The following is a 12,056-nucleotide window of genomic DNA, read 5'->3' on the forward strand; positions in this document are numbered from 1 at the left end:
GAAGCTGTTGCACAAGTGAAGCTTGGCCATTCGGCGGCCGACCTCTTCGGGCCGTGGCGCTTCCATGTTGGCGACGAGCCGGCCTGGGCCCAGCCCGGCTTCGACGATAGTCATTGGGAGACTGTCGATCTGCACTCGCCCGACGATCCTCCCGATCCTGAGCTGGGCAGCAGCGGATTTGTCGCCGGGTGGACCTCGCATGGACATCCCAACTACTCCGGATACGCGTGGTACCGGCTTCGCGTGCATGTAGAGGGCACCGACGGCAAGCTGGCGATCAAGATGCCAGATCAATTCGATGACGCCTACCAGGTTTTTGTCGACGGCCAGCAGATCGGCGAGTTCGGGCACTTCGGACAGCGCCGCGTATGGGCGTTTCCCTCGCAGCCGCGCGGCTACCCATTGCCTGCCACCGTGCAGAACGGCACCGTGACGATCGCGATCCGAATGTGGATGAACAGCGCGACGCGATTTAGCGGGCCGGATGCGGGTGGACTGCATGGACCGCCGATGCTGGGCTCAGCGCAGACGATCAACGATCGCGTAGCTCTGGACTGGGATGGGCTGAACCACGACGTAGGCAGCGGCTTCTTGGAGATGCTGGTGCTGTTGCTGGCGCTCACGGTTGCCAGTGCGCATTTCGCGCTGGACCGCAGCGACAAGGCCTATCTTCTGCTGGCGCTGGTTTCCCTCGTGACACTGGTGGGGAACCTGATCCTGCAGCTCGGCAACTACAGCACACTCTTCAGCAGCACTTTCGTTCTGCTGGCGCGGGATGTGGTGCTCACGCCGGTTCGCATTGGGTTGTGGGTGCTGTTCTTCGCGAAGTGGTTTCAGGTCGCACACAGCCGCCGCCTCGCCGGCATCGTCTTCGCGCTTGTTGGGATTCTGGCCGTGGGTACGCTCATGTTGCGGCCGCCGCTCCATGGTCAGTTCGTGCCTGTGGCTGTCGGAACGTATCTCGACCCAGCGTTGGTTTGGATCAAACTTGCCCTCGCGGGCACCCTGTTCTGGGTTGCATACCAGGGGATCCGCAAACATCAGCAGGAGGGCTGGTTCGCGCTGCCGGCGATCCTACTTGCCGTGGTCGCCAACTATCAGCACGAGCTCCGACTGGCCCGGATCCACGTTCAGTACGCGGTCTTTGGGTACAAGATTTCGCTGGGGCAGCTCTCGACCATGCTTTCGCTGCTGCTGGTCACGCTGATGGCCTCGCGGCGCTTTCTGCTGGCACAGCGGCAACGATTGCAGTACCAGCTTGAGGTGCAACAGGCCAGTGAGCTGCAGCAGGTGATCATCCCTCGCGAAGTACCGCGACTGCCAGGCCTGAGCGTGGAAAGCGAGTACCGTCCTTCGCGCGATGTCGGCGGCGACTTCTTTCAGATCATTCCAAATTCCCGAGAGGGAAGTGCGCTGATCGTTGTAGGCGACGTGACCGGGAAAGGCCTGAGTGCAGGCATGCTGGGCGCCCTCATTGTGGGCGCCATCGACACCGCGGCCTCGCAGGAACAGAATCCGGCCGACATCCTCAAATCGGTCAACGAGCGGCTATGTGGTCGCGGCCTTGCCACCGCTACTTGCCTGGTGGTCCGCATCGATGCGGATCGCACCCTGACCGCTTCGAACGCAGGTCACCTGCCTCCGTACATCAACACCGCGGAGCTGGGGATGGAAGGCGCGCTTCCGCTGGGTACGCTTCCCGATATGTCTTACGACACTGTGACTTGCCAGCTTGCCGATGGCGATGTGGTCACGATGCTGACGGACGGTGTGATTGAAGCTCAGAACGAGCACGGCGATCTGTTCGGTTTTGAGCGTGTCGAACAGATGGTGAGTGAGAACGCAACCGCCAACGAGATCGCGAATGCAGTGCAGCGATTCGGCCAGGAGGATGACATTCTTATCCTGCGGGTTCAATGCACCTAAGCGCCTTAGCATCCGTGTGCCAGCATTGTGCCGGGCGGACTGTATGCTGGCGTTCTGACGCGCTTATGTGCCGACTGCCAGATGAGATCAAGGATGGACAATAGCGCAGGTATGGAAGCGACCATCCATCATGCTCTTCTCACACTTGCTTCTTCGCTCGAAGGTGTCGATGCCGTCGAGCAGTTGGCGAGGTCGTTCGCCTTGCTCGCCGGCTTCGACGAACACGTTGTGAGTGACATTGCACTCGCCACCCGCGAGGCCACGGTGAATGCGATCATCCACGGCAATCAGCAACATCCTGGGAAGGCGATCTCCGCCGAACTCGACCTAACGGCAGAAGAACTCGTCATCAGGATTACAGATCAGGGGGAAGGCTTCCAGCCCGAAGAGGTTCCCGATCCCCTGCACGAAGACAATCTACTCCGATCGTCAGGACGTGGAGTATTCCTCATGCGCCAGACGATGGATGACGTACACTTTTCGAAACACAACACAGGTTCGACAATCACGCTCCGCAAACATAGGACGTAAGGAGAAGTATTCGATGGAGATCAAGATCCGTCAGGTAAATGGTGTCACTGTTCTGGACCTCTCAGGCAGGATCACTCTGGGCGACGGGACCGGTCAGCTCCGCAGCGCCATGCAGGACGCACTTGCCGCAGGCTCCAAGAAGATCCTGCTCAACCTGCAGGATGTCACCTACATCGACAGCGCTGGCCTGGGTGAACTGGTAAGCGGCTACACGACCGTGAAGAATGCAGGCGGCGAGTTGAAGCTGCTGAACCTGAGCAAGAAGGTGAAGGATTTGTTGGTCATCACCAAGCTGCTGACCGTGTTTGACATCAAGGACGATGAGACGGCAGCGATCGCTTCGTTCTCCTAAACAAAAGCTTCATACGCCACCGGCTACCTCGGCGAGGTATCCGGTGGTTTTGTCTTTTGGCGGGGGAGTTGGCGCTTCGCTCTGCCTGCAGTCGAGTTCGAGCCGCGACTAGAGTGACGCGAGAGCGGTGTCGCGATCTGCTGAAAGGGTTGCGTATTTCGTTACGCCGACCATCGTGAACACCTTGGTGAAGTGAGCCGACAGACCGTACATCCCGATCTTCCTGCTGCCGCTCTTCTTTGCTTCAAGCAGTAGCTGAATGATGATGGAGATGCCCGAGGAGTTGATGTACTCGACGTTCGTATAGTCGAGAAGCACCCGATGAACCGAGTCGCTGATGCCGTGGTACGCGCCCATGATCGCGTCTTTCGACGTGGAAGAGATATCACCGCTGAAGCTGAGGACTACGACTGGCTCGCCGGAGGAGGTATCGAGTGTATGTTGCGCGACTTTCGTTGTAGCCTGCATTACTTGTTGTTCTCCTTATCGAGCCGAATCACCAGGCGGACATAGCTGTTTCCGGGAGGCCCTTTGTGCCATTCCGCTTCATCCACCAAAGCCTGGATGAGGAACATGCCCATGCCTCGAGGGTCCTCTTCCCCGTTCATCTTGCGGTCGATGTCGGGAAGTGCCGGAGCGTTCACTGGGCCGGTGCCCTCGTCCGACACCTTGACCTCCAACTCTGAATCATTCAACGAGAGCTGAACCGCAACACGGAGCGACTCATCCAGCCGATTGCCATGCTCGATGGCATTGATGCAGGCCTCTGCCACCGCGGTCTTCAGGTCCTCGACACGATCGGGAGAGAAACCCATCATGGTCGCCATGCCCGCGGCCGTGCTCATCGCAACCTTTTCAAAGCCGAGTTCCGAGGGTAAGCGGACTTCGACCGACTTGCCATCCTTCATGGTGAGCCTAAGCCTCCTGCATTTCTGGAACGATATGGCATACCGCGAGTGCCGTCATATCGTCGGTCTGTGGTTCACCGGTCGAGAACTGTTCCAGCTTCTCCCAAATTTCGTTCAGCGCCTGGTCCGCGTTTTGCGTGTGAAGACGGCGGAAGCTCTCAGTGAGGCGCTCACACCCAAACTCCTCGTCGCCACAGAAGACTTCAGTTAGCCCGTCTGTGTAAAGCAGCAACTTGGACCCAGGATCGAAATCGAAGCTCTCCAGCGAGTACGTTGCGAAGGGCAACAGGCCGAGCGGGGTTCCGGAGGCCTCGATCATTTGAACCGAGCCATCGGAACGCACCAGAGCTCCAGGATTATGGCCGGCATTTACTACGTCGATGCGGCTGTTCGCACTATCCAGGCGAACAAAGATCGCCGTAACGTATCGCCGCCGGGCTTCATCCCCTTCGGCCCAATGCTGCTCATTCACACGGCACACCATATCGAGCAAGGGCATGGCCTGACTTGCAAGGGACCGAAAGGCAGACCGAAAGCTGGTAGCCATGATGGCGGAAGCGAGTCCTTTGCCGGCAACATCTGCAACGATCAGCAGGTGCGAGCCGTCGGCGAGCTGCATGGTATCCAGGTAGTCGCCGCCGACCTCGTAACAAGCAATGCTGCGAGCCGCGAACGAGTAACCCGGAACTGCCGGCATCGTTTTCGGAAGCAGAGAGCGCTGGATGCTGCGTGCCGCCTCCATGTCCTGCTGAACGCGCGCCCATTCGATCGCCCGTTCCGTATACGTCCGCATCTCCAGCGCAACTGCAGCCTGCAGGATCAAACCCTCGATGAAGTCTTCCTCGTACAAGGACAGGTTGCGGCCATCGTGCGTCTTCACGAGCAGATCGGCTGGCGGCGTTCCATCCTTCGAAGGCAGCGAAAAGCGACTGCAATCTTCATAGGGCGGCGTCAGCGGAGTGCCACTGGAGGCAAGCAACCGGTCGGTGCCGGTGGCCAGGAACACCGCGCCCTGCAACTCAAGCTCCCGAACCAGAATGCGAACTGTTTGCGAGAGGACGCCATCGGTTGACACGGCGGAATGAACCTGGCGCGATGCTTCAAGCAAGGCCTGAAGACGGGCAACCTGCTCCTCCAGGGACAGCGTGCCCTCAGCTTCCTGCAGTGAAGTAGTTTCCATCCCACCTGTTCCTTGCGAAGTGCGGTAAGTGTACATGAGCAAAATAGAGCTTCACTACAACCGAATCGATCGGGTAATGAGCCCTTTCATGGGCTGCTTTGCGGTCACGGGGCGGGTACGCTTTTGCGGCTGCCGGCACGTCGAACTGCGCGAAAGGAAGTGGATCAAGGAGCCGTCGTCCAGATTCTCAGGCTCGCTATCAGTGGAAGCGTATGTAACGGAAATGTCACATCCGTAGCACTGAAGTCGAGTTCCGTGTCGCTTTCCGGAACCCGTAGCATGCCCGAATGAAACAGCAGGAAGGTCAACAAACCGAGGCGATTGCCAACAGCCTTCGCCGCAGAGCGCAAAATCTGCGTCGCCAGGCGCTCTGGATGCAGCAGGCATTTATGGACGGTCGTGGCAGGCGGATCACTGCAGATGTTGTTCACGAAATTCTTGCGCTCAAGGAAGAGAGCATCGAGCTTGATCAACTCGCATTTCATTACGAGAAATCGTGCCGATCGACTGCGCGTTCGTAGCAACGAATGCGTTGCGCAAGCAACTCCCCAAAGCGCATGCGCGGCGATCGCCGGGACTGCGCCGCAGTTGGTCTCAGATGCCCTGAATCTTCCATGCAATCTTTCGGGATGGCGGGCGGCCGTTGGTGACCAAGGGCCGCGAGACCCAAATCTTTCACAAGGAGGATGGAGTCTGGCCCATCGTCGCAATCCACTACTCCGGCTTTTCTGTGAACGGCAAGGCGCAGGGGTTCTGAAGCGGTCCGATTGACCGCACTTCGGGGCAACAGCTAGGGCCGCATGTGCGGCCCTTGCTGTTGGTTGAAAGAGTTTCGCTTAGTGGGCGGGTGCGTCTCCGCCGCCTTTCGGCTTGGGAACGATCCAGACGAGCGGGGTGACGCAAAGGCAGAAGATTGCGAGCACGGCGATGATGTCGAGGTAGGCGAGCATCTGCGACTGGTTGTGCACCATGTTGTAGATGTTCGCCTGGGCGGCGGCGACGGCGTCGCTGTGATTGCCGCTGCCGGGGCCGCTGCTGCCCTGCAGGAAGCCTGCGATCGACGAGACCCGGTTGTTGAAAGCGTTGGTCGAAGCGGTCGCATGGCTGACCAGAAATGTCTGGTGCGTCTGGGCGCGGCGCGCAAGCATAGTCGCGACAAAGCTGGTGCCGACCGAGCCGCCAATGTTGCGGGCAAGGTTGCTCAGGCCCGAGACGTCGTTGTTCTGCGACCGCGGAATGTTGTTGTACGCGATGGTGTTGATCGGAATGAACAGGAACGCCAGCGATGCGGCCTGAATGATGCGCAGCCACATGATGGTCTTGAAGCTGGAGTCGAGTGCCAGCATCTGGTGCATCAGCAGCAACGAGAAGGTCTGCAGGGCAAAGCCGAACGTGATCATGACGCGTGGATCGACACGCGTGATCAGGATGCCGACCACGGGCATCATGAGCATGATGGTCACGCCGCCCGGTGAGATGACCAGGCCGGCCAGTTCCGCGGTGTAACCGAGTAGCGTCTGCACGAACTGCGGAATCAGCACGGTCGTGCCGTACAGGGCGAAACCCAGCACAAAGAGCATGGTGAACGCGGCGGCAAAACTGCGCTGTTTGAATAGCGTCAGGTTCAGGATGGGTCGCCTGCCGCGCCGGATCGACAGGAGCGACCAGAGGATGAGCGCGATCAGCGCCGCACCGCAGATGACGGTGAACAGCGTAATCAGGTGCGATCCGAACCAGTCGTCTTCCTGGCCTTTGTCGAGCACGAACTCCAGCGATCCAAAGCCAAGTGCAAGCAGCGAGAAGCCAACGTAATCGAGCCGGATGCCGGTGCGTTTCGACTCTTGCACCTCAGCAACGATGTGCGGCGGGTCTTCGACCATGCGAGTGGTCAGCACCAGCGACAGGATGGCGACCGGGACGTTGATAAAGAAGATCCATCGCCAGTCGTAGTTATCGGTGATCCAGCCGCCCAGGGTGGGGCCGATGGCGGGCGCCGCGACCACGGCGAGGCCGTACAGCGCGAAAGCCTGGCCGCGCTGCTTGGGTTCAAAGGTGTCGGCAAGGATCGCCTGTTCGCTTGGGCCCAGGCCGCCGCCACCGGCGCCCTGCAACAGGCGAAAGAGGATCAGGATCGGCAGGCTGGGAGCCAGCCCGCACATGGCGCTGGAAATGCCAAACAGCACCACGCAGCTCATGTAGAACTTCTTGCGGCCGACAAACGTGGTCAGGTAGGCCGACGCGGGGAGGATGATGGCGTTGGCCACCAGGTAGCTGGTGATGACCCAGGTGGCCTCGTCCTGCGATGCGCCCAGCGAACCGGCGATGTGCGGCAGCGCCACATTGGCGATGGAGGTGTCGAGCACCTCCATAAAGGTAGCGAGCGTGACGGTAAGGGCGATAAGCCAGGGGTTGTGCTTGGGCTTCCAGGGCACCTGTGCCGCGGCCTGCACAGCCTCTGACTGGCCTGTTTCTTCGATTGCGGTGGCTGCCATTCGTGTATTGGACAGAGATGCCGGCGGGAGCGACGCAAAAACTTCGGTGGCGCGGCTCTGCTACCCTGCGACGATGGCAGTGGTAGCAATCGATATGGACGAGGTGATGGCCGACACCGTGGCGGCGCACATCTCCCGCTACAACGAACACTTCGGCGAACGGCTGACCAAGGCGGACCTTGAGGGCAAGTGGCTGTGGCAGGTGGTTCCGAGCGACAGGCACGACCAGCTTTCGGCGTTTCTGGATGAGCCGGACTTTTTCGGCGATCTGCCCCTGATGCCCGACGCGGTGCGGGTGATTGAGCGGTTGTCGAAGACGCACGACGTCTTTATCGCCTCGGCCGCGATGGAAGTGCCGCACTCCTTCAACGCGAAGTACCGCTGGCTGAAGCAGCATTTCCCTTTTCTGCCGCAGTCGAACTACGTTTTTTGCGGAACCAAGTCGATCCTCGCGGCGGACTTTCTGATCGACGACAACCCACGGCAGTTGCGGGCGTTTCGCGGCCAGGGTCTGCTGTTTTCTTCGCCGCACAACGAACAGGTGGACGCAGACGCGAACGGCTGGACGCGGCTGGCGGACTGGCGGGCGGTGGAACGGTTGTTCTTCGGAAGCTGACGCGCGCTGCCGGTCCGGTCGGGCTCACATGAGGAACGGCCCCGAGACAGAATCAGAGCTTGAGGGCTGCTGATTCGTCAATGGGGCCGCTTTGTGGGTCAGCTTACGAGGCTTTGGCGAGGTTCTCTGCACGAGGGCGCTGGCCATCGGCGGCAGGTGTGCCGTTGGTGGGCCGGACCCGGTGGCCGTTTCCGTTGGCAGTGCCGTTGCCATTCTGGTGCTGCACGCCGGAGCCGTTGCCCTGCAGGGTGACCAGCAGCGTTTTCGCGGGCTTTTCGCCACGGCAGATATAGCTGTGCGCCACGCCCGCGTCGAAGTAGGCGGCATCGCCGGCTTGCAGGGTGTGCGTGCCGTTGCCGTGCTGCACGTCTAACTCACCCTCAAGCAGGTACAGGAACTCGTGGCCGGGGTGCTGGTGAGCGCGGCGCGGCTTTACGCCGGGCAGGAACTCGATGTAGTAGGGGTCAAGCTGCCGGTCGGGCACCATGTAGCCGAGCGATTCGAAGAAATACGACGGCTCGTCCGTGCCGGTCTGGGGCAGGCGGACACGCTCGTGGCTCCGATGCACCCGGAAGAGCGTCTTCGGCTCGGGCTCAAAGAAGTAGCTCAGGTCTTTTGAGAAGACAATAGCGATGCGGGCCAGGTTGCGCAGGGTGGGAACTACGCGTCCCGTCTCAAGCTGCGAGAGGAAGCTGGCCGACAGGCCGGTGTGGCGGCCAAGTTCGACCAGGCCCATGGACTTGCGCAGGCGCAGCGCCTTGATGCGTTCGCCCAGCCGTTTTTCGCCGATGAACGCCTCTGCGGCATCGCCGGCGGCAAGCGATACGGATTCCGTATCCGGCGCGGGTGGCGGGATGGCGGCAGCGACAGTGGCGAGTTGTGGGTCGGTTTCCAGGGCTTTTACCAGCGAGATCTGATTAACTTCGGGCACCGGGGCTCCTTCGTGTGCTTGGCTCCATGTGCAGCAGCCAAACAGATGTTTCAACGCGGTCGAAAGATGTACGGTTTCACTCCCCTACTCAGATTGGGTCAACCCGAGAAATCCCTTGCTGGAATGGAACGCCAGATTATGCCAAGCCCAATCTGGAACGGTTCCGGGCCTGCAGCACGGGGAGAGCGCCCTTGCACGATGTGCGATCTCGCTCGGAACGGCTGGCTCAGGGCGCCCCGGCGCGCGATGGTACGCTCGGGGGGTGCGGCGGAGGAAGTTACCAGAAAGGCAGAGGTTTGGCTGGGTGGCCAAGGGCCTGAGCCTGCTATGGCTCGGTGGATGCGCCAGCCCTGGCGTGCCGCGACCGCCGTCGCTGCACCTGCCCGCCCCGGTTCGCGACCTTTCCGCCGTGCGCGAGGGTGGATCGGTGCTGCTGCACTTTACGGCACCCGATGAAACCACCGATCATCAGCCGCTGTCGCACAAGGGCACGCCCATGCCGCTGGTGGCGGAGGTGTGCCGGGTGCAGGGCGCGGCCTGCGCGGGGTTTGCGCAGCTCAGGGTGGCACCGGGTCAGGCGGTGGACACGGCGGATGCGCTGCCGCCGCCGCTGACCCTGGGGCCGGGCCGGGCGGTGCTGTACAGGGTCCGGGTGAGCAATCCGGCGGGCAGGGACGCGGGCTACAGCAAGCCGGTCGCGGCCGTGGCCGGCGCGGCTCCGGCAGCTGTGAGCGGTTTGACGGCGGCAACGGTGTCCCAGGGCGTTCAACTGACGTGGATGCCGGAAGGGCAGGGTAAAGCCTCGGTGCGTGTGGAGGCCTGGTCGGATACGCCGGCCAGCGCTCCCGCGTTTGGAGTGGCTCCGGCGCGGTCCCGTGCGGACGCGATGCGTCTGCTGCAGGTGCCGGCGGGCCAGGCAGACCCCGGAGGCGCGATCGACCCTGCGCCAGCGGCTGGTGCGCGCGTCCGGTATCGCGTGTACCGCGAGCGATCGGTGACGGTGGACGGGCAGACTCTGTCGCTGCGGGGCTCCGCCGCTGAGGTTCGCACCACGCGCTCCGCAGATGTGTTTCCGCCCGGCGTGCCCAACGGGCTGTTGGCCGTGTCCTTTCCTTCGGAAACAGGAGCGAGCCGGGTGAGCCTGTCGTGGGAGCCGAACAGCGAGCCGGACGTAGTGGGCTACCGCGTGTACCGTGCGATCGGTGCGGGTGCGTTTGTCCGGGCTTCGGGAGCGGCGGATGTGCCCGGTGTGACGTTTGAGGACACCGCGGCGAATGGTCTGCCGGCGGGCAGCCGCGTGCGCTACGCCGTCACGGCAGTGGATCGCAGTGGCAACGAGAGTGCCCGGTCCGCGGTGACCTCGGTTGACGTACCGTAGCCGTTCAGCGCCAGGTGATAGCGGCTGCGTTCATCCGCATCCAACCCGGGTAGAGCTACCATAGAGGTAGACCTACGGGAGATCGAAATGCCTACCTTGCTCGACCAGTTGAAGCAGTACACCACAGTGGTTGCCGACACCGGCGACATGAAGTCGATGGAAAAATTCAAGCCGACCGACGCGACGACCAACCCGTCGCTGATCACGGCGGCGGCCGGCATGCCGGAATACAGCTACATCGTGGACGACGTGCTGAAGGAAGCCAAGGAGAAGGCAGGCGCGGGCTCCGACAACAAGGCCGTGGCGGCTGCCGCGTTCAAGACGCTGGCTGTGGCGTTTGGCCGCAAGATCCTGGAGATCGTTCCGGGCCGCGTCTCCACCGAGGTGGATGCGCGCATGTCGTACGACAAGGAAGCGACCAAGCAGCAGGCGCACGAGATCATCAAGCAGTATGAGGATGCCGGCGTGAGCCGCGAGCGCGTCCTGATCAAGATCGCGTCCACGTGGGAAGGCATCCAGGCGGCAAAGGACCTGGAAGAAGAAGGCATCCACTGCAACCTGACGCTGCTGTTCGGCATGCACCAGGCGGTTGCGTGCGCCGAGGCCAAGGTGACGCTGATCTCGCCGTTCGTGGGCCGCATCCTGGACTGGTACAAGAAGGACACCGGCAAGGACTACCAGGGCGCGGAAGACCCGGGCGTTGAGTCGGTGACGAAGATCTACAACTACTACAAGAAGTTTGGCTACAAGACCGTGGTCATGGGAGCCAGCTTCCGCAACATCGGCGAGATCAAGGAACTGGCGGGTTCGGACCTGCTGACCATTTCGCCGAAGCTGCTGGAAGAGTTGAACTCGACCGAGGGGGATCTGCCGCGCAAGCTCGATCCGGAAAAGGCGAAGTCGCTCGAAATCGAGAAGATCTCGATGGACAAGGAAACCTTTGAGAAGATGCACGCGGAAGATCGCATGGCTCACGACAAGCTGAAGGAAGGCATTGAAGGCTTCTCGAAGGCGTTGGAAGAGTTGGAAGAGCTGCTGGCAAAGCGCGTGGAAGAGCTCGGCAAGTAAGCAACAGAGTTTCTTCATTGCGAAAGCCCCGCCGCACTAGCGGGGCTTTCGCGTTGGGGCGCGTGTCCCGAGTTCGGCCAGCATGGATGGGCCGACGCCGCCGATATACCCCCAGGGAGGGAGTGGCGAGCGTATGGTGGTTCGATTTACCTGGCGGCCTGCTGAATGGCGGGAGGCGTACCTGCTATCGCGGATGGAAGAGGACCGTTCCGAGGGAGTGCCGATGGCGTACCTGATCGCAGGCCTCATGGGTCTGGGCGGTGTGGGTGACCTGTTCCGGGCGTTGAGCGGCAAACACGACGAGATGTTGCATGACCGCCTGTGGCCTGCGCTGCTGCTGGTGAGTGCGCTGGCGCTGGCGGTGATGGCGGCACTTGCGCTGTTCCGGCGGCGTGAGCGGTTGCGCCAACTGCCCGCCGTGCCGCGCGGCGAGCAGCAGGTGACGCTGCACGAGATGGGCTGGGGCGCTGCATCGGACGCGGCAGGGCGTTCGGCTGCGGCCGTTCGTGGCTGGTCTGAACTGCGTGGCCTGCGCACCAGTCGCCGCGTGCTTGCTTTGCTGACGCGAGATGGTCAGGCCGTCGCCGTACCGCTGCGCGCCCTGACCAAGGACCAGGGGAGCTGGGTGGAACGGCTGCTGCTGCGCAAGGTGCCGCGGCTGGTTTGAATGGGCG

Annotated in this window: 13 protein-coding genes; 8 read left to right on the forward strand and 5 right to left on the reverse strand. The window is 61.7% G+C overall.

The window, feature by feature from the left end; translation table 11 throughout:
- Nucleotides 1–15 precede the first annotated feature (15 nt).
- The 3 genes from OHL12_RS13165 (at nucleotide 16) to OHL12_RS13175 (ending at nucleotide 2,809) form a co-directional block, all read left to right on the forward strand.
- Complete coding sequence (locus OHL12_RS13165) at nucleotides 16–1,926, forward strand: PP2C family protein-serine/threonine phosphatase (RefSeq protein ID WP_263414275.1); 1,911 nt, start codon at nucleotides 16–18, stop codon at nucleotides 1,924–1,926.
- A gap of 111 nt (nucleotides 1,927–2,037) precedes the next feature.
- Nucleotides 2,038–2,457, forward strand: a complete 420-nt coding sequence (locus tag OHL12_RS13170) for an ATP-binding protein (RefSeq protein WP_263414276.1) — start codon at nucleotides 2,038–2,040, stop codon at nucleotides 2,455–2,457.
- 13 nt (nucleotides 2,458–2,470) lie between these two features.
- On the forward strand, nucleotides 2,471–2,809 hold the full coding sequence (locus OHL12_RS13175) for an STAS domain-containing protein (protein ID WP_263414277.1): 339 nt from the start codon (nucleotides 2,471–2,473) through the stop codon (nucleotides 2,807–2,809).
- Nucleotides 2,810–2,917: 108 nt separating this feature from the next.
- Here the strand turns inward: OHL12_RS13175 and OHL12_RS13180 are convergent, their stop codons facing one another.
- Genes OHL12_RS13180 through OHL12_RS13190 form a run of 3 tightly spaced genes read right to left on the reverse strand, consistent with a single transcriptional unit; the run spans nucleotide 2,918 to nucleotide 4,897 of the window.
- On the reverse strand, nucleotides 2,918–3,277 hold the full coding sequence (locus tag OHL12_RS13180) for an STAS domain-containing protein (RefSeq protein ID WP_263414278.1): 360 nt from the start codon (nucleotides 3,275–3,277) through the stop codon (nucleotides 2,918–2,920).
- Nucleotides 3,277–3,717 (reverse strand): ATP-binding protein, encoded by a 441-nt coding sequence (locus tag OHL12_RS13185; RefSeq protein WP_263414279.1) that lies wholly within the window; start codon nucleotides 3,715–3,717, stop codon nucleotides 3,277–3,279. The genes OHL12_RS13180 and OHL12_RS13185 overlap by 1 nt, the downstream gene beginning before the upstream one ends.
- A 7-nt stretch (nucleotides 3,718–3,724) precedes the next feature.
- On the reverse strand, nucleotides 3,725–4,897 hold the full coding sequence (locus OHL12_RS13190; RefSeq protein WP_263414280.1) for a PP2C family protein-serine/threonine phosphatase: 1,173 nt from the start codon (nucleotides 4,895–4,897) through the stop codon (nucleotides 3,725–3,727).
- 287 nt (nucleotides 4,898–5,184) lie between these two features.
- Here OHL12_RS13190 and OHL12_RS13195 point away from each other — a divergent pair, with 287 nt between their 5' ends.
- Entirely contained in the window at nucleotides 5,185–5,418 is a 234-nt protein-coding gene (locus OHL12_RS13195; protein ID WP_263414281.1) for a hypothetical protein, read from the forward strand.
- A gap of 315 nt (nucleotides 5,419–5,733) precedes the next feature.
- On the opposite strand, the gene OHL12_RS13200 is transcribed toward OHL12_RS13195, so the two are convergent.
- Nucleotides 5,734–7,389 (reverse strand): DHA2 family efflux MFS transporter permease subunit, encoded by a 1,656-nt coding sequence (locus tag OHL12_RS13200; protein WP_263414282.1) that lies wholly within the window; start codon nucleotides 7,387–7,389, stop codon nucleotides 5,734–5,736.
- Nucleotides 7,390–7,462: 73 nt separating this feature from the next.
- Between OHL12_RS13200 and OHL12_RS13205 the strand changes: the two genes are divergently transcribed.
- Nucleotides 7,463–8,005, forward strand: coding sequence for a 5' nucleotidase, NT5C type (locus OHL12_RS13205; protein ID WP_263414283.1), 543 nt, complete (start codon nucleotides 7,463–7,465; stop codon nucleotides 8,003–8,005).
- A 103-nt stretch (nucleotides 8,006–8,108) separates the two neighbouring features.
- Here the strand turns inward: OHL12_RS13205 and OHL12_RS13210 are convergent, their stop codons facing one another.
- Nucleotides 8,109–8,936: a helix-turn-helix domain-containing protein gene (locus tag OHL12_RS13210; protein ID WP_317889820.1), complete on the reverse strand. Its 828-nt coding sequence runs from the start codon at nucleotides 8,934–8,936 to the stop codon at nucleotides 8,109–8,111.
- A 304-nt stretch (nucleotides 8,937–9,240) separates the two neighbouring features.
- Here OHL12_RS13210 and OHL12_RS13215 point away from each other — a divergent pair, with 304 nt between their 5' ends.
- From OHL12_RS13215 to OHL12_RS13225, 3 genes are all read left to right on the forward strand, one after another.
- Nucleotides 9,241–10,314 carry a hypothetical protein gene (locus OHL12_RS13215; RefSeq protein ID WP_263414284.1) on the forward strand — a complete coding sequence of 358 codons (1,074 nt, stop codon included), beginning with the start codon at nucleotides 9,241–9,243 and terminating at the stop codon, nucleotides 10,312–10,314.
- Between the two features lie 87 nt (nucleotides 10,315–10,401).
- The gene (locus OHL12_RS13220; RefSeq protein WP_263414285.1) at nucleotides 10,402–11,382 is read left to right on the forward strand and encodes a transaldolase; all 981 of its coding nucleotides are present in this window, start codon (nucleotides 10,402–10,404) and stop codon (nucleotides 11,380–11,382) included.
- 133 nt (nucleotides 11,383–11,515) lie between these two features.
- Nucleotides 11,516–12,049 carry a hypothetical protein gene (locus tag OHL12_RS13225; RefSeq protein WP_263414286.1) on the forward strand — a complete coding sequence of 178 codons (534 nt, stop codon included), beginning with the start codon at nucleotides 11,516–11,518 and terminating at the stop codon, nucleotides 12,047–12,049.
- Nucleotides 12,050–12,056 lie beyond the last annotated feature (7 nt).

This window comes from Terriglobus aquaticus (genome assembly GCF_025685415.1).
GTDB classification, from domain to species: domain Bacteria; phylum Acidobacteriota; class Terriglobia; order Terriglobales; family Acidobacteriaceae; genus Terriglobus; species Terriglobus aquaticus.

Excerpts from the sequence above, each read along its gene's own strand:
- OHL12_RS13170 (WP_263414276.1), top strand. The coding sequence starts at position 2,038 with ATGGAAGCGACCATCCATCATGCTCTTCTCACACTTGCTTCTTCGCTC.
- OHL12_RS13175 (WP_263414277.1), top strand. The coding sequence starts at position 2,471 with ATGGAGATCAAGATCCGTCAGGTAAATGGTGTCACTGTTCTGGACCTC.
- OHL12_RS13180 (WP_263414278.1), bottom strand. The coding sequence starts at position 3,277 with ATGCAGGCTACAACGAAAGTCGCGCAACATACACTCGATACCTCCTCC.
- OHL12_RS13185 (WP_263414279.1), bottom strand. The coding sequence starts at position 3,717 with ATGAAGGATGGCAAGTCGGTCGAAGTCCGCTTACCCTCGGAACTCGGC.
- OHL12_RS13190 (WP_263414280.1), bottom strand. The coding sequence starts at position 4,897 with ATGGAAACTACTTCACTGCAGGAAGCTGAGGGCACGCTGTCCCTGGAG.
- OHL12_RS13195 (WP_263414281.1), top strand. The coding sequence starts at position 5,185 with ATGAAACAGCAGGAAGGTCAACAAACCGAGGCGATTGCCAACAGCCTT.
- OHL12_RS13200 (WP_263414282.1), bottom strand. The coding sequence starts at position 7,389 with ATGGCAGCCACCGCAATCGAAGAAACAGGCCAGTCAGAGGCTGTGCAG.
- OHL12_RS13205 (WP_263414283.1), top strand. The coding sequence starts at position 7,463 with ATGGCAGTGGTAGCAATCGATATGGACGAGGTGATGGCCGACACCGTG.
- OHL12_RS13220 (WP_263414285.1), top strand. The coding sequence starts at position 10,402 with ATGCCTACCTTGCTCGACCAGTTGAAGCAGTACACCACAGTGGTTGCC.
- OHL12_RS13225 (WP_263414286.1), top strand. The coding sequence starts at position 11,516 with ATGGTGGTTCGATTTACCTGGCGGCCTGCTGAATGGCGGGAGGCGTAC.